Origin of the sequence: Mesorhizobium sp. B3-1-8, from assembly GCF_006439495.1 — a bacterium.
In the GTDB taxonomy this organism is placed as follows: domain Bacteria; phylum Pseudomonadota; class Alphaproteobacteria; order Rhizobiales; family Rhizobiaceae; genus Mesorhizobium.
This window is the reverse complement of the sequence record NZ_VFTK01000011.1, coordinates 81,750-94,437: the sequence shown is the minus strand read 5'-3', so window position 1 is coordinate 94,437 and position 12,688 is coordinate 81,750. Positions and strand designations below refer to the sequence as shown.

Here is a 12,688-nt window from a genome sequence, read left to right as displayed (position 1 = left end):
AGGATTGTCTCGTATCCGAAACGAACGCTCACCCCTTTGACGGCGGGCGCTCGAAACCCTTGCCGGTTTCAAGCAGGCTCTTGAGGCTCGCCAGAACCAGCGGCCAGCCCTTGGCGACGTTCGGGATGAGCCTGTGCGGGCCGTCGGCCTCGTGGATGACGGCGAGCTTCATCAACTCACCGTCGGGCTCCATGGTGAAGGTGCAGCGCGTGTAGCCGTCCTCCTTGACCTCGGGCATCCATTCGTTGCGCCATTTGATGACCAGGCGTCTTGGCGGGTCAACCTCGAGGATCTCGCCCGAGTCGGCGACGCGCCCGTCGGGGAAGACCAGTTTCCAGCTCGAGCCGACCTTCCAGTCGCTCTCCTGATGGGAGCAGAGGAAGAACTGCCGGTTGAACTCGGGATCGGTCAGCGCCTGCCAAAGTTTTTCAGGCGTCGTGCGGATATAGGTGACATAGACAAAGCTGTTCTCGCTCACGGCTCTTCCCTTTCAAGGCGTTGCTTCAGGTGGCTGAGGGCAGCAAGCCGCCCCCGCTCGAACTTGCCGATCCAGCGCTCGGCGATCTCGTTGATCGGAACGGGGTTGAGGTAGTGCTCCTTCTCGCGGCCGCGGCGCATGGTGGTGACGAGGTTGGCCTCCTCGAGGATCGTCAGGTGCTTGGTCACCGCCTGGCGCGTCATCTCCATGTGCTCGCAGAGCGCGTTCAGCGTCTGCCCGTTCCGGGCATGGAGACTGTCCAGCAATTGCCGGCGGGTCGGGTCGGCCAAAGCGCGAAAGACGGCATCCATGCTCATGGCTCTAATATGCAACCATTTGGTTGCATGTCAAGCGGTGGCAAAAATATTCTGCCGCCTGATGACTGCTTGCCTAAGTTTTCTTGCTTGCCGGATTGTGCCTGTCTTGAGGTGGCTTCGCTTTTGAGCAACGCCTTCCCCCACTCCGTCGCTGCTTCGCAGCGCCACCTCTCCCCCCTCCGGAGGGAGAGGAAGGGAGCCAGGGTTGGCGAACTCGCACGGTTCCTCTCCCCCGTCGATCGGGGGAGAGGTGTCGAGCGAAGCTCGACGGAGTGGGGGTCGATCTGGCTCGCCGGTTCCAGGCAGGAGTCTGCTCCGATATCGGTGGCGGTTCAGGTCAGCTTTTGCGGGAGAACCAGAAGGCGTCCGCCATGCGCGTCATGCCGATGCGCTCGTAGAAGCCGACGGCGTCGGGCATCGAGATCAGGCTGATGGCGACGGAAGGGCCAAGGTGGCGCTGTGCTTCGTCCATCAGGCCCTTGCCGACGCCGAGACCCTGTGCCGAAGCGGATACGGCGAGTTCGGAGATGTAGCAGACCCAGGAAAAATCGGTGATGCCGCGCGCGACGCCGATCAGCGGCTTGCCCTCGATGTCGAGCCGCGCTGTCAGCACCAGATTGGCATTGCCGAGCATTGTCTTAAGGCGCGCTTCGTCGTCCACGGGCCGTGTTTCACCGAGGCCGGATTCGATCAGCACACGGCGGAATTCGGCGACGTCGAGGGCAGGCTCGCTGGCGTAAAGGACTTTGGAAGGCTCAACCATGATCGCAGACTGCACCAGCCGGCCAGGATTTCGAAGCCGTTTTTTAGGTATTGCAGCTCCGGCGCGCATGCCATGGCCGCCATTGGCCCAAGGGCAATGCACGAACAGTTGCCTTTCATTTGCCGCCGGCTTTGTGTAAACCGTCCCGCAAAACTCCCCGCAAGCCAAGAAGACGGGCAAGGATCATGGATAAATTCACCAAGCTCACCGGCGTCGCCGCGCCCATGCCGATCGTCAATGTCGACACCGACATGATCATCCCGAAGGATTATCTGAAGACGATCAAGCGCACCGGGCTCGGCACCGGCCTGTTCGCCGAGATGCGCTACAACGAGGACGGTTCGGAGAACCCGGATTTCGTGCTCAACAAGCCGGCCTACCGCAAGGCGCAGATCCTGGTCGCCGGCGACAATTTCGGCTGCGGCTCGAGCCGCGAGCATGCGCCCTGGGCGCTGCTCGATTTCGGCATCCGCTGCGTGATTTCGACCTCGTTCGCCGATATCTTCTACAACAACTGCTTCAAGAACGGCATTCTGCCGATCACCGTCAGCCCGGAAGACCTCGACAAGCTGATGGACGACGCCTCGCGCGGCTCCAACGCGACGCTGTCGATCGATCTGGAAGCCAAGGAAATCCGCGGGCCGGACGGCGGCGTGGTGACGTTCGACCTCGACGACTTCAAGCGCCATTGCCTCTTGAACGGCCTCGACGACATCGGGCTGACCATGGAGAAGGCCGGCGCCATCGCATCCTTCGAGAAGAAGAATGCCGAGCAGCGCCCCTGGGCCTGAGCACCTAAGCTATATCGATAGGCCCCGGCCATGGCAGGCCGGGTTCGTGGCGGCTGAATGGAGGGACAGTCATGACACGCTCGCTTCTGGCTGCTTCGGTGGCACTCGCTCTCGCCACAATCGGCGCGAATGCGCAGACCGCCGCGCCGGCCACGCAGCCGGCGCCCGCCACGTCCGACCAGCCGGCCGCCGATCAAGGCGCATCCGACCAGGGATCGGGCAGCGACCAGGCCGCGTCGGATGACGACAAGCAGGCGCCGATCCCGTTCGAAGGCGGCCAGCTCACCATCACGCAGCCGGAACAGGACGCCGAGAAGGTGCTGTCCTATGACGGCAAGCAGCTGGCCAGCAATTACGACGTCTTCTTCGACAGGATCGTCAAGATCGGTGACGTCAACGTGGCGCTGGTCGATGTCGGCGACGGCGGCAACCAGTGCGGGCCGGCCAAGGTCATCGTCTGGAAGCCGAAGGACGGCGAGATCCAGACCACCACGGTCGAACAGGACGAATGCGGCGCGCCGCCGGCGGCAGTCTCCGACAGCGCCATCTATTTCGTGCCCTATCTGCTGCCCGGCGATTCCAAGCCGGCGCTGCAATGGTCGCCTACGGAAGGGCTGACGACCTCCGGCAACCTGACCTACACGCCCGAACCCGGCACCGGCTGGAAGGATGTCGACCCGTCGAAATACGACAACATCATCGGCGCCTTCCACAACGAGGCCGTCTACAAGGCCGGACAGGCGCTGCTGGGCGACGACATGCCCGACATGGCGACCAGCCTGCTGGTCGGTGGCGGCACCGAAAAGACGGCCTCGGGCGCCTTCTACGCCACCGGCTGCGTGCCGCATGACTGCGGCGGCAATGACGGCTTCATGGCCGTCGACCCGGCCAAACAGAAAGTCTATTTCGCCCGCCGCGGCGACAATGGCGAGCCGCACGCCTGGCCACCGGTCAAGGACTGGCCTGATGACATCAAGAAGGCCTATGACGACGCGCAAGGGTCGGGGAATTAAGATATGCTGACATTCAGGTGAGGCCGGCCTGCAAGTGGCGGCCTCCTGCGCTTTCGGTGCTCACGTACTTAAGTACGCTCCGCTCCGGTTCTCGGCAGCCACCACTTTCGACTCGGCCTGACCTGAAGCTCAACATACCTTAGGCCGGTGTCTTGCTGACCACCCGTCAGCTTCGTCATCCACGGGCGGAGCGACGCGCAGCGGAGCGCAGACCCGAGGATCATGCCGTGACGGTTGCCGTAGAGTGCATCGGAGCAGAATTCTGCTCCGCTGGCGGCGCTTCGACGTCACGGCCTGGATTCCAGGGTCTGCGCGCGTCGCTTCGCTCCTTGCTCCGCCCTGGAATGACGACCGGAGGAAGGCCCAGACCAATTTCCAAGGCTTGTGCCTGCCTTCGTGACAATGCTCCGCCCGGCTTGGCCCACGACCTGCGCCACTCCGCCTGCTAAATGCAGGACTGCAACCCAACGAGGCCGCCCCATGCGCAAGCTCATCTCCACCGGCTCCCCCTTCGAGAAGACCGCCGGCTATTCGCGCGCGGTGGTGCAGGGCGACTGGTGTTTCGTGTCCGGAACGACCGGCTACGACTATGCCACCATGACGATGCCGGATACGGTCGAGGCGCAGACGCGCAATTGCCTCGCGACCATCGCCAAGGCGCTGACCGATGGCGGCTTCGACATGGCCGACGTGGTGCGGGCGCATTACTACATCACCGACCAGGCTTTCGTTGACGTGGTCTTCCCGATCCTCGGCGAGGCGTTCGGCGACATCCGCCCGGCGGCGACGATGATCGTGTGCCAGCTCAACAAGCCGGAGATGAAGATCGAGATCGAGGTGACGGCGCTGCGGCGCACGGCACAGGGGCCGGAGCGATGGCTGTCCGACGCATCGTAGCCAACATCGCCACAAGGGACATCGCGGCGGCGAAGCGCTTCTATCATGACGTGCTTGGCCTCAATCTGCTCATGGATATGGGCTGGATCGCCACCTATGGCTCCGAGGAACGGATGCAGGTGCAGGTGAGCTTCATGGCCGAGGGCGGATCGGGTACGCCGGTGCCGGACCTTTCGATCGAGGTCGACGATGTGGATGCGGCGCTCGACGCCATGAAGGCCGCCGGCTTCGCCGTCGAATATGGCCCGGCTGACGAGCCCTGGGGCGTGCGTCGCTTCTATGTGCGCGACCCGTTCGGCAGGCTGGTGAATGTTCTGTCGCATCGGTAGGCGCTGCCGGTCTTCTTTGAGACGCTGGCGGGACAGCACCCCTCTCTGTCCTGCCGGACATCTCCGGCAAGGGGGAGATTGGCAGCTTGGCCGCCCCGCTCCTCTTTTTCAACGTCGGCGATTGGCGAAGGCCGAAGTGCATCGATCTCCCCCCTTGCGGGGGAGATGCCCGGCAGGGCAGAGGGGGGTGTGAAGGATCTCGGCGCTCGTCCCCTTGCGCCGCAATCACTTGCCGTTTAGCAAGGCGCCGGTTCAATTCTCTCACCGGACGGTTCTCCATGGCTTCGAAAAATCTCTTCCTGCTCGCCGGCGACGGCATCGGCCCCGAGGCCATGGCCGAGGTGAAGAAGCTGATCAAGGCCATGAACGACAAGCTCGGCAGCGGCTTCGCCACCGACGAGGGGCTGGTCGGCGGCTGCGCTTACGATGCGCATGGCGCGGCGATCTCCGATGCAGACATGGCAAAGGCGATGGCGGCGGATGCGGTGCTGTTCGGCGCCGTCGGCGGGCCGAAATGGGATGCCGTGCCTTACGAGGTGCGCCCCGAGGCCGGCCTGCTGCGGCTGCGCAAGGACATGGAGCTGTTCGCCAATCTCAGGCCCGCGATCTGCTACCCGGCTTTGGCCGCCTCTTCCTCGCTCAAGCAGGACGTGGTCGAGGGCCTCGACATCCTGATCGTGCGCGAGCTCACCGGCGGCGTCTATTTCGGCGAGCCGAAGCAGATCATCGATCTCGGCAACGGCCAGAAGCGCGGCATCGACACCCAGGTCTACGACACGTTCGAGATCGAGCGCATTTCGGGCGTCGCCTTCGAGCTGGCGCGGACGCGCAAGAATCACGTCACCTCGATGGAAAAGCGCAACGTCATGAAGTCGGGCGTGTTGTGGAACGAAGTGGTCAGCCAGACGCACAAGGCCAGATACAGCGACGTCAAGCTCGACCACATGCTGGCCGATGCCGGCGGCATGCAGCTGGTGCGCTGGCCGAAGCAGTTCGACGTCATCGTCACCGACAATCTGTTCGGCGACATGCTCTCCGACATCGCCGCCATGCTCACCGGCTCGATCGGCATGCTGCCGTCGGCCTCGCTCGGCGCGCCGGATGTGAAGACCAAGAAGCGCAAGGCGCTCTACGAGCCGGTGCACGGCTCGGCGCCCGACATCGCCGGCAAGGGCATCGCCAACCCGATCGCGATGATCGCGTCCTTCGCCATGTGCCTGCGCTATTCCTTCGGCATGGTCGCCGAGGCCGACAAGCTCGAAGCGGCGATCGCCGCCGTGCTCGACGACGGCCTGCGCACCAAGGACATCTTCTCGGAAGGCATGAAGGAAGTCGGCACCACCGAAATGGGCGACGCCATCATCGCCAAGTTCCTGGGATGATCGTATGACCGTCGACATTCGCTGGGCGAGGGTCGACGACGCCGAAGCGCTCGCCACAAGGGCGTCGGCCGTGCGCTGGTCGGCTTTCTCGCCGGCCATTGCGTCGGCAAAGGCATCGGCTGCATCGATCTGACCCACGGAAGAGAGGAACGAAGGCGCGCTGCGTTTCTACCGCCGGCTTGGCGCCGAGCGCCACGGCCAGAAGATCTTCCTCAGGCTGTCGGGCGACGCGCTGAACAAGGTCGCTAGAACCTGACGCCGGCCTGTATCGGCCCCCATCGGTTCTCCCCGAACTGTGAAGGTAGAAGTCCGTAGATCAGAAACGCCACGGCTCCGAAAGCCGGGATGTAGCAAAGCAAGGCAAGCCAGCCGGTCAGCCCGATGTCGTGCAGACGCCGCACGACGACTGCGATCGACGGAAGGATTGCTGCCAGCACGAAAAGCAGGGCAGGAATGTACCCGATCGACGTCCTTGGGCCGTCATCGAAGCCGCTTATCGCCAGGTTGAGGAGGATACCGAAACCGAACAGCGCGATGAGCACGACGTAGAACCACAGATAGAACGCCCAAAACTCCTTACGGCGCGCTCGGCCGGTGAAATTGCGGTAGTCGTCGCCGAGCGAACGTAGAAAATAGGCCCACAGTCCCATGGAGCTGGCGGAATGGGGTTCGGCGATGCGGCCGCGCTGTTCCGGATTGCCGTTTGCCGGGAGCGAAGGTCGGCTCGCGGCCACGATGTCGTGTGCAGTTCCGTTGTCGGGCGTGAACTCGACCAGCAGACCTCCGGCGAGGGGAATGCCCTTTGTCAGGTCCTTGCGGCCGAAGATGTAGCGCTTGCCGTCGACGCCGTTGATGTAGCCGTAGTCGTGGTCCTCGTCGTAGTGAAACACAGTGCCGCGCATTGACTCCCCCCTGCATCGCCTTTAAAACTATCAATGGTTGCAGAAAATAGCAATGCACGCATGGCGTTAGAGCGTGACACCGGCCGGGATAAGTCCCCACTTGTTCTCACTGCCGATGTCGGCGACAGCCGCGCAAGAATTGGCCGAGCGAGTGATAGATTGGCTTATAGTCACACGGGCCGCTTCTTCGACTTCTTGTTTTTCATCGGCCCCGGCTTGTCGAACTTCGGTTTGCCAGGCTTCCAAGATTTCGCCTCGCCGCCAGGCTGTCGCTCGCCCGGCTCCCGCTTCTCGAATCTGGGACTCTTCTGGTCGAAAGCACCCTTGCCGCGATGCGGCTTCTTGTCCGGCTTCGGCGGCTGGTAGCCGGCGCGCGACAGGTCCGGCGTGCCGTCGATCCGCTTGACCGCGATGTTGCCCTGAAGCTTGCGGTCGGGGCCGATCGCGGCGACGAATCGGTCGGCCCAGTCGGCGGCGATCTGCACGAAGGTTTCTTCCGGCTGCATCTTGATGGCGCCGATCTCGCGCTTGGACATGCCGGCGGTGCGACACAGCATCGGGATCAGCCAGCGCGGCTCGGCATTCTGCCGGCGGCCGACCGAAAGCGAGAACCAGACGCTGTCGCCGAAATCGTCACGGCGGCTGGGTGTTTCGTCGCGGCGCGCGAATTTCTCGCCCGCCAATCTTTCATGCGAAGGCGTGAACGGCGCGACGTCGAGCAGGTCCTCAGGCGCCGAGCGGCTGCTGCGGCAAAGCCGCACGAAGGCGGCCGCCACTTGTTCGGCGCCGTGCTGGTTGAGCAGCGTCTCGATGAAGGAGCGCTCCTCCTCGTTGATCGGTTCGGCAAGCGCGGGGTCGGCCAGAATGCGCTCGTCGTCGCGGCGCAGCACATCGTCGGCCGAGGGCGGGCTCGCCCATGTCGCCTTGATGCCGGCATTGCCAAGCAGCCGCTCGGTGCGCCTGCGGGCATTTCCAGGAACGATCAGGGCGCTAACGCCCTTGCGCCCGGCGCGGCCCGTGCGACCACTGCGATGCAGCAGCGTCTCGGGGTTGGTCGGCAGATCGGCATGCACCACCAGCTCGAGATTGGGCAGGTCGATGCCACGCGCCGCGACATCCGTTGCGATGCAGACTTTTGCGCGGCCGTCGCGCATCGCCTGCAGCGCGTGGCTGCGCTCGTTCTGGCTGAGCTCGCCCGACAGCGCCACGACGGAGAAATTGCGGTTGTTGAAGCGCGCCGTCAGGTGGTTGACCGCCGCGCGTGTGTTGCAGAACACCAGTGCGTTTTGCGCCTCGTAGTAGCGCAGCACGTTGATGATGGCGTTTTCCCGATCAGCCTGGACAACGCTGAGCGCTCGGTATTCGATGTCGAGATGCTGCTTTTCCTCGCCCGAGGCCGAGATCCGCACCGCATCGCGCTGGTAGCCCTGGGCGAGCGTGGCGATGGAGCGCGGCACGGTGGCGGAAAACATCAGCGTGCGGCGCTCGGGCGGTGCGGCATCGAGGATGAATTCGAGGTCTTCGCGAAAACCGAGGTCTAGCATCTCGTCGGCCTCGTCGAGCACCACCGCCTTCAGCGCCGACATGTCGAGCGCGCCGCGCGTGATGTGGTCGCGCAGCCGCCCCGGCGTGCCGACGACGATGTGGGCGCCGCGTTCCAGCGCGCGCCGCTCGGTGCGCATGTCCATGCCGCCGACGCAGGAGGCGATCTGCGCGCCAGTCAGTTCGTAAAGCCATTCGAGCTCGCGCCGCACCTGCAGCGCCAGCTCGCGTGTCGGCGCCACGACCAGCCCCAGCGGCGCGCCGGCGCCGGCGAAACGCTCAGCACCGCCAAGCAGGGTCGGCGCCACGGCGAGGCCGAAGGCGACGGTCTTGCCGGATCCGGTCTGCGCCGAAACCAGCGCGTCGGCCTGGCCGAGCTCCGTCTCCAGCACCGCCTTCTGCACCGGCGTCAGCGCTGAATAACCGCGCTTTTCCAGCGCCTCCGCCAGCGCAGGAACGATCGTTTCGAAACTGGACATTTTCTTCTTTCGGAATTCGGGGTTCTGTGCTCGTCGTGGAGCACAAGGCCGGCACTGCGCCAGCCAAAGGATATTTGGGCGTTCGTACTTCTTGCGGCCGCCATTGTACAGAGCAGGCGGCTCCGCCTCTCCTTCTGCGGGAGAAGGAGGATCGGCGCGCAGCGCCGAGACCCGCAAGGGGAGAAGGGAAGAGCAGCGCCGATTGACTCTTCTATCAAACCGCGTAAAAACCCGCGTCGAACGGGATCGTTTTTCAATGCGCGGCCTTTTCATGGCTCTTCTTGCATTCGACTCCCCCAGCCACAATGTAACGCATTGGGCTGGGCGCTTAGACGCGTCCGTCCGTTCCAGCAAAACTACGGCCAAAACCACCACCAAAACGGTGTGATTCCCTTGGCCTAACCACCCTCTCCCGGGTCCGGCCCGGGGACGGAACCCGCATGAGGCCGGCGGGTTTCTCCAACAACCAAGCGGAGAGGGACAGGAGATATCAGATGAGTTTCAAGGTTGCGGTAGTCGGCGCCACGGGCAATGTGGGCCGCGAAATGCTCAACATTCTGGACGAACGCGGCTTCCCGGTGAGCGAAGTGGTGGCGCTGGCGTCGCGGCGCAGCCAGGGCACCGAAGTGTCCTTCGGCGACCGCACGCTGAAGGTCAAGGCGCTCGACCAGTACGATTTTTCCGATACCGACATCTGCGTCATGTCGGCGGGCGGCAATGTGTCGAAGGAATGGTCGCCGAAGATCGGCAAGCAGGGCTGCGTCGTCATCGATAATTCGTCGGCCTTCCGCTACGATCCGGACGTGCCGCTGATCGTGCCGGAGGTTAACCCGGACGCGATCTCGCTGTTTACACGCAAGAACATCATCGCCAACCCGAACTGCTCGACCGCGCAGCTCGTCGTGGCGCTGAAGCCGCTGCATGACATCGCCACCATCAAGCGCGTCGTCGTCGCCACCTACCAGTCGGTCTCCGGCGCCGGCAAGGAAGGCATGGATGAGCTGTTCACCCAGACCCGCGCGGTGTTCGTCGCCGACCAGGTCGACGTCAAGAAGTTCACCAAGCGCATCGCCTTCAACGTCATCCCGCATATCGACGTCTTCCTCGACGACGGCTTCACCAAGGAAGAGTGGAAGATGGTCGCCGAGACCAAGAAGATGCTCGACCCAAAGATCAAGCTGACGGCGACCTGCGTGCGCGTGCCGGTGTTCATCGGCCATTCGGAAGCCGTCAACATCGAGTTCGAGAAGCCGATCACGGCGGATGAAGCGCGCGAGATCCTGCGCGAGGCGCCCGGCTGCCAGGTGCTCGACAAGCGCGAGAACGGCGGCTACATCACGCCGCTCGAATCGGCTGGCGAGGACGCCACCTTCATCTCGCGCATCCGCGAGGATTCGACCGTCGACAACGGCCTGTCGATGTGGGTGGTCTCCGACAATCTGCGCAAGGGCGCGGCGCTGAACGCCGTGCAGATCGCCGAGCTGCTGGTCGAGCGCGGCCTCATCCAGCCGAAGCAGAAGGCTGCCTGACGGAGTTTAGTTCTCGCTCACGGGCCGCACCGCCGCTGCCGCTGCTGGCCCTCCGCGGGGGCGCCGGACGACCGGCGGCCCGCGGTCGCGGGCTCGGCCTTCGGCAGTTTGTTTTCGCTCACGGGCCGTGTCGCCGCTGCTGCGGCTGGCCCTCCGCGGGGGGCGCCGGACGACCGGCGGCCCACAGTCGCGGGCTCGGCCTTCGGCCGGGACGCCCTTCCTTCTCCCCGTTCAACGGGGAGAAGGTGCCCGAAGGGCGGATGAGGGGCAGCGCCGGCCTATGAGTGACCGGACCGAAATCACCCTACGCCCGGCCATCGGCTCCGATGCCGCCACCATCGCCAGGATGATGCGTGCCTCACTCAACGCTTTCGAGTGGATGCCGGTCCTGCATACGCCGGCGGAGGACCTGTTCTTCATCCGCGACATCCTGCTGCCCAACCAGCAGGTGACGGTCGCCGAAACGAACGGCCGCATCGTCGGCTTCATCGCCGTCAGCGGCGAATGGGTCGAGCAGCTCTATCTCGACCTGATCTGGACAGGACAAGGCATCGGCAGCCGGCTGCTTGCCGAGGCCACGGCCGGGATGCCTGTGATCAAGCTGCATTGCTTCCAGGCCAACACCGGCGCGCGCCGCTTCTACGAGCGGCACGGCTTTCGCGCCGAAGGTTTCGGCGACGGTTCGGCCAACGAGGAAGGCTTGCCGGATATCCTCTATGCGCTCAGGCGCTGAGTTCACCCGCCGCTTTCCGCCGCCAACCGCTGCAATATGGCCAGCGCCTCCTCCGCCCGCTCCGCCGGCACGAAGAGATGGTCGTGATAGAAGGCCGAGACCGGATTGACGCCCATGCCGGCCGCCGCGAGCCGTCTCGTGATGGCGGCGAGGAAGCCGACGGCTTCCAGCGATGAGTGGATGTCGAGCGTGATCATCCGGCAGCGGAACGTTCCGGCAAGGCCGGCGGCCTTCGCCTCGTCTTCGGTCGTGATCAGGGTCAGGCCTTCCCGCTCGCGAAATTGCATGATGGGATCGAGTCTCGCCGGGACCGGCGTGTCCGGCGCCAGCGTCGCGAACACATAGACGTCGGCAAGCAGTTGCGGCGTCATCGACGCGAGCAGTTTTTGCAGGTCGGTCTCGCCCGTCATCGTCGCTCCTCCTCTTGGCAGTCGCAGTCGCATGTCTCAATACATGCAAGACCGACGGTCCGGCCGTGCCGACGACATCTCGATGTCGCTTGCTGTTGCGCCGCGGGCATCGACCGCACAATAAGACATCAAAGCTAAGCCGGCTTGCAAAGGTTAACCCGATGATCGTCCGACCGCGCCCGACATTCCTGCAATTGTTCTTCATCATGCGTGGTTCGGTGGTGCCGCGCATCCTGCCGCAGATTTTCGGCTTCGCCCTCTATTCGGCGGTCATCCTGCTGCTCGCGCGGCAGTTCCAGCTCGACCTCAGTGCTTTCAGCATCGCGCCTTTCGGGCTCGTCGGCGTGACGCTCTCGATCTATCTGTCGTTCCGGAACAACGCCGCCTATGACCGCTGGTGGGAGGCCCGCAAGCTCTGGGGCGCGCTGGTTTTCGAGATACGCAACCTGGCGCGCGCCACCACCAGCCTGGTCGGCGACCGCGCCGAGCAGCGCGCGCTTCTGATGGAGGCGCTTGCCTTCTGCCACCTGCTGCGCGGGCAACTGCGCAAAATCGACAGCATAAAGGACGCCCGCGCCTTCATCGGCGACGAGGTCGACAAGGCCGCCGCCCGCACCAATCCGGCCGACGACATGGTCCGCCGCATGGGCCGGCGCGCCAATGCGCGGCGCGAGGCGGGCGCGCTCGACCCGATCGGCTTCCGCATCCTCGATGAAAGGCTGGCCGCGATCGCCGCCATCCAGGCCGGCTGCGAGCGGATCGCCGGCACGCCCTTGCCCTTCGCCTATACGCTGCTGGTGCACCGCACGGCCTATGTCGTCTGCCTGCTCTTGCCGATCGGCCTGGTCTCGACCACGGGTTGGGCTACGCCGCTGTTCACGGCGCTGATCGCCTATACGTTCTTCGGCCTCGACGCGCTGTCGGAAGAGCTCGAGGACCCGTTCGGCATCGAGGCCAACGACTTGGCGCTCGACGGCCTTTGCCGCGTCTGCGAGATCTCCGTGTTCGAGGCGCTGGACGAGACGCCGCCGAAGATGATCGCGGCCGACAAGTTCTACTTCTCTTAGGAGGTCGATCCACGAGGGCTCTGCCCTCGGAGACTGGTCGAAAGCGCTGTGTTCTC

Annotated in this window: 15 protein-coding genes; 9 read left to right on the top strand and 6 right to left on the bottom strand. The window is 64.4% G+C overall.

Annotated elements, in window-relative coordinates; translation table 11 throughout:
• Positions 1–28 precede the first annotated feature (28 nt).
• The 3 genes from FJ424_RS12660 to FJ424_RS12645 all read right to left on the bottom strand — a co-directional run bounded on the left by FJ424_RS12660 (position 29) and on the right by FJ424_RS12645 (position 1,558).
• A complete protein-coding gene (locus FJ424_RS12660; protein WP_140659047.1) occupies positions 29–478 on the bottom strand; it encodes an SRPBCC family protein in 450 nt (149 codons plus the stop codon).
• Positions 475–795, bottom strand: coding sequence for a metalloregulator ArsR/SmtB family transcription factor (locus FJ424_RS12655; RefSeq protein WP_140659046.1), 321 nt, complete (start codon positions 793–795; stop codon positions 475–477). Before FJ424_RS12655 ends, FJ424_RS12660 begins: the two co-directional genes overlap by 4 nt.
• A 337-nt stretch (positions 796–1,132) precedes the next feature.
• Positions 1,133–1,558: a GNAT family N-acetyltransferase gene (locus FJ424_RS12645; RefSeq protein WP_140659045.1), complete on the bottom strand. Its 426-nt coding sequence runs from the start codon at positions 1,556–1,558 to the stop codon at positions 1,133–1,135.
• 185 nt (positions 1,559–1,743) lie between these two features.
• Between FJ424_RS12645 and leuD the strand changes: the two genes are divergently transcribed.
• The 6 genes from leuD (at position 1,744) to FJ424_RS34335 (ending at position 6,103) form a co-directional block, all read left to right on the top strand.
• Positions 1,744–2,349 carry a 3-isopropylmalate dehydratase small subunit gene (gene leuD / locus FJ424_RS12640; protein ID WP_140647189.1) on the top strand — a complete coding sequence of 202 codons (606 nt, stop codon included), beginning with the start codon at positions 1,744–1,746 and terminating at the stop codon, positions 2,347–2,349.
• A 71-nt stretch (positions 2,350–2,420) separates the two neighbouring features.
• Positions 2,421–3,362 (top strand): hypothetical protein, encoded by a 942-nt coding sequence (locus FJ424_RS12635; protein WP_140659044.1) that lies wholly within the window; start codon positions 2,421–2,423, stop codon positions 3,360–3,362.
• A 480-nt stretch (positions 3,363–3,842) separates the two neighbouring features.
• Positions 3,843–4,259, top strand: a complete 417-nt coding sequence (locus FJ424_RS12630; RefSeq protein ID WP_140659043.1) for a RidA family protein — start codon at positions 3,843–3,845, stop codon at positions 4,257–4,259.
• Positions 4,238–4,588 (top strand): VOC family protein, encoded by a 351-nt coding sequence (locus tag FJ424_RS12625; RefSeq protein WP_140786358.1) that lies wholly within the window; start codon positions 4,238–4,240, stop codon positions 4,586–4,588. Before FJ424_RS12630 ends, FJ424_RS12625 begins: the two co-directional genes overlap by 22 nt.
• Before the next feature lie 278 nt (positions 4,589–4,866).
• Positions 4,867–5,970, top strand: a complete 1,104-nt coding sequence (gene leuB / locus FJ424_RS12615) for a 3-isopropylmalate dehydrogenase (RefSeq protein ID WP_140647185.1) — start codon at positions 4,867–4,869, stop codon at positions 5,968–5,970.
• 4 nt (positions 5,971–5,974) lie between these two features.
• A complete protein-coding gene (locus FJ424_RS34335) occupies positions 5,975–6,103 on the top strand; it encodes a hypothetical protein (protein WP_281405340.1) in 129 nt (42 codons plus the stop codon).
• 112 nt (positions 6,104–6,215) lie between these two features.
• Here FJ424_RS34335 and FJ424_RS12605 read toward each other — a convergent pair whose 3' ends face one another.
• Complete coding sequence (locus FJ424_RS12605; RefSeq protein WP_140658651.1) at positions 6,216–6,872, bottom strand: DUF805 domain-containing protein; 657 nt, start codon at positions 6,870–6,872, stop codon at positions 6,216–6,218.
• Between the two features lie 170 nt (positions 6,873–7,042).
• A complete protein-coding gene (locus FJ424_RS12600) occupies positions 7,043–8,893 on the bottom strand; it encodes a DEAD/DEAH box helicase (RefSeq protein WP_140658650.1) in 1,851 nt (616 codons plus the stop codon).
• Positions 8,894–9,387: 494 nt separating this feature from the next.
• On the opposite strand from FJ424_RS12600, the gene FJ424_RS12595 reads away from it, so the two are divergent.
• Both FJ424_RS12595 and FJ424_RS12590 read left to right on the top strand, forming a co-directional pair.
• On the top strand, positions 9,388–10,422 hold the full coding sequence (locus FJ424_RS12595) for an aspartate-semialdehyde dehydrogenase (RefSeq protein WP_140658649.1): 1,035 nt from the start codon (positions 9,388–9,390) through the stop codon (positions 10,420–10,422).
• Between the two features lie 280 nt (positions 10,423–10,702).
• Positions 10,703–11,155, top strand: coding sequence for a GNAT family N-acetyltransferase (locus tag FJ424_RS12590; protein ID WP_140658648.1), 453 nt, complete (start codon positions 10,703–10,705; stop codon positions 11,153–11,155).
• Between the two features lie 2 nt (positions 11,156–11,157).
• On the opposite strand, the gene FJ424_RS12585 is transcribed toward FJ424_RS12590, so the two are convergent.
• Positions 11,158–11,565, bottom strand: coding sequence for an ACT domain-containing protein (locus FJ424_RS12585; RefSeq protein ID WP_140658647.1), 408 nt, complete (start codon positions 11,563–11,565; stop codon positions 11,158–11,160).
• A gap of 161 nt (positions 11,566–11,726) precedes the next feature.
• On the opposite strand from FJ424_RS12585, the gene FJ424_RS12580 reads away from it, so the two are divergent.
• Positions 11,727–12,632, top strand: coding sequence for a bestrophin family ion channel (locus tag FJ424_RS12580; RefSeq protein ID WP_140658646.1), 906 nt, complete (start codon positions 11,727–11,729; stop codon positions 12,630–12,632).
• Positions 12,633–12,688 lie beyond the last annotated feature (56 nt).

What these genes read in the sequence shown, in the direction of transcription:
- FJ424_RS12655 (WP_140659046.1), bottom strand. Translation starts at nt 795, where the DNA reads ATGAGCATGGATGCCGTCTTTCGCGCTTTGGCCGACCCGACCCGCCGG.
- FJ424_RS12645 (WP_140659045.1), bottom strand. Translation starts at nt 1,558, where the DNA reads ATGGTTGAGCCTTCCAAAGTCCTTTACGCCAGCGAGCCTGCCCTCGAC.
- leuD (WP_140647189.1), top strand. Translation starts at nt 1,744, where the DNA reads ATGGATAAATTCACCAAGCTCACCGGCGTCGCCGCGCCCATGCCGATC.
- FJ424_RS12635 (WP_140659044.1), top strand. Translation starts at nt 2,421, where the DNA reads ATGACACGCTCGCTTCTGGCTGCTTCGGTGGCACTCGCTCTCGCCACA.
- FJ424_RS12630 (WP_140659043.1), top strand. Translation starts at nt 3,843, where the DNA reads ATGCGCAAGCTCATCTCCACCGGCTCCCCCTTCGAGAAGACCGCCGGC.
- FJ424_RS12625 (WP_140786358.1), top strand. Translation starts at nt 4,238, where the DNA reads ATGGCTGTCCGACGCATCGTAGCCAACATCGCCACAAGGGACATCGCG.
- leuB (WP_140647185.1), top strand. Translation starts at nt 4,867, where the DNA reads ATGGCTTCGAAAAATCTCTTCCTGCTCGCCGGCGACGGCATCGGCCCC.
- FJ424_RS34335 (WP_281405340.1), top strand. Translation starts at nt 5,975, where the DNA reads ATGACCGTCGACATTCGCTGGGCGAGGGTCGACGACGCCGAAGCGCTC.
- FJ424_RS12605 (WP_140658651.1), bottom strand. Translation starts at nt 6,872, where the DNA reads ATGCGCGGCACTGTGTTTCACTACGACGAGGACCACGACTACGGCTAC.
- FJ424_RS12600 (WP_140658650.1), bottom strand. Translation starts at nt 8,893, where the DNA reads ATGTCCAGTTTCGAAACGATCGTTCCTGCGCTGGCGGAGGCGCTGGAA.
- FJ424_RS12595 (WP_140658649.1), top strand. Translation starts at nt 9,388, where the DNA reads ATGAGTTTCAAGGTTGCGGTAGTCGGCGCCACGGGCAATGTGGGCCGC.
- FJ424_RS12590 (WP_140658648.1), top strand. Translation starts at nt 10,703, where the DNA reads ATGAGTGACCGGACCGAAATCACCCTACGCCCGGCCATCGGCTCCGAT.
- FJ424_RS12585 (WP_140658647.1), bottom strand. Translation starts at nt 11,565, where the DNA reads ATGACGGGCGAGACCGACCTGCAAAAACTGCTCGCGTCGATGACGCCG.
- FJ424_RS12580 (WP_140658646.1), top strand. Translation starts at nt 11,727, where the DNA reads ATGATCGTCCGACCGCGCCCGACATTCCTGCAATTGTTCTTCATCATG.